Raw genomic sequence first — 1856 nt, forward strand, 5'->3', positions numbered from 1 at the left:
GGTTCCGGAACCGGCCGCGGACGCACCGGCGGCACCCCCCGGCGTCACCGCGCCTGGCGGAGCAGCCCCCGCCACTGGCGGCCTTTCCCCGGAAGGTTCATCCGTGGCGGTGCTGGACCGGCCCGAAGACCTGGTGGACGACAGCGACACGGTCATGGCGGACACCGCCCTGGACCCCAACCGCAGCACCCTGCGCCCCAAGCTGTTCTGGTTCAACCTGGCCCTCACGGTCGCCGTCATGGGCATGCTCATCGCCGACCTCGTCCCGCTGCCCTACGTCTTCATGGTGGGCTCCGCCATCGCCCTGCTGGTGAACTTCCCCAAGGTCAAGGACCAGGGCACCCAGCTGGTGGCCCACGCCCCGTCCATCGTCGCCGTCGTCAGCATGGTCATGGCCGCCTCCGTCCTCACCGGCGTGCTGACCGGCACCGGCATGGTGGAAGCCATGTCCGCCTGGCTGGTGCAGATCATCCCGTCCAGCATGGGCCCGTTCATGGCCGTCATCACCGGCGTCCTCAGCATCCCCATGACGTTCTTCATGAGCAATGACGCCTTCTACTTCGGCGTGCTGCCCGTCCTCAGCGAGACCGCAGCGCACTACGGCATCAGCGCCGCCGAAATGGCCCGCGCCTCCATCACCGGCCAGCCGTTCCACATGCAGAGCCCGCTGGTTCCGGCCATCCTGCTGCTGGTGTCCCTGGCCAAGGTGGACCTGGGCGACCACCACAAGAAGGTACTGTGGCGCAGCGCCGTGGTGTCCCTGGTCATGCTGGGAATCGGGATGCTGACTGGAGCCATCGGTATCGGTTAGTCTGTAGCTGCCTGCGGTCACTGCCTCGGCAGGGACCCCGGCATAAAGGTGCCCGTCTGACGCCCGCTGGGGGTCGTCAGACGGGCATCTTTGTTTGCCCACTAGAATGGATCGGAAACCAATCCGAACTTTGCAGGGGAGATCCATGGCTGCGATCAACCGTGACGACGTTGCGCATCTCGCGCGGCTCGCTCACATCGAGATGAGTGCTCATGAGCTGGACAGGATGGCCGGAGAACTCGCCGTCATCGTTGATGCGATCAAGTCGGTCAGTGAAGCCGCCGGAGACGACGTGCCGGCCACGTCCCACCCCATCCCGCTGAGCAACGTTTTCCGCGAGGACGTTGTGGGCCACACCTTCACGGCGGAACAGGCACTCTCCGGTGCTCCGGATTCCGACGACAACCGTTTCAAGGTTCCGGCAATCCTGGATGAGGACTAAACAATGACTGAACAGAACACCAGCGCCGCCACCCTGATCCGGCTCTCCGCCGCCCAGCTGGCCGAGAAGCTGCGCGCCCGCGAAGTTACGGCCGTCGACGTCGTCCAGGCGCACCTGGACCGGATCGCCGAAGTGGACGGCGGCGAACGCGGCGTCAACGCGTACCTGCACATCAACGCCGAGGAAGCGCTCGCCGTCGCAGCCGAAGTGGATGCCATCCGCGCCGCCGGCGGCCCGGAGGCCGAGGCCCTCCACTACCTGGCCGGCGTGCCCATCGCGGTCAAGGACCTCATCGTCACCATCGGCCAGCCCACCACGGCGGGCTCCAAGATCCTCGAGGGCTGGCACAGCCCGTACGACGCCACCGTCGTGGAGCGCCTGCGCGCCGCGAAGATGCCGATCCTGGGCAAGACCAACCTGGATGAATTCGCCATGGGCTCCTCCACGGAGCACTCGGCCTACGGCCCCACCCGCAACCCGTGGGACCTGGACCGCATCCCCGGCGGCTCCGGCGGCGGGTCCGCTGCCGCCGTCGCTGCCTTCGAGGCGCCCCTGGCCCTCGGCACGGACACCGGCGGATCCATCCGCCAGCCCGGCGCCGTC

General features: G+C 67.6%; 3 protein-coding genes. All 3 read left to right on the top strand.

Annotated features, from left to right (window positions below):
* On the top strand, window positions 1–811 hold an 811-nt coding region (locus G205_RS20285; protein WP_009359678.1), incomplete at its 5' end, for an SLC13 family permease.
* A gap of 145 nt (window positions 812–956) precedes the next feature.
* Window positions 957–1253 carry an Asp-tRNA(Asn)/Glu-tRNA(Gln) amidotransferase subunit GatC gene (gene gatC / locus G205_RS20290; RefSeq protein ID WP_009359679.1) on the top strand — a complete coding sequence of 99 codons (297 nt, stop codon included), beginning with the start codon at window positions 957–959 and terminating at the stop codon, window positions 1251–1253.
* A gap of 3 nt (window positions 1254–1256) precedes the next feature.
* Window positions 1257–1856, top strand: a 600-nt coding sequence (locus G205_RS20295; RefSeq protein WP_009359680.1) for an amidase, incomplete at its 3' end; no start/stop codon positions are given.

Origin of the sequence: Arthrobacter nitrophenolicus (assembly GCF_000332815.1) — a bacterium.
Lineage (GTDB): Bacteria > Actinomycetota > Actinomycetes > Actinomycetales > Micrococcaceae > Arthrobacter > Arthrobacter nitrophenolicus.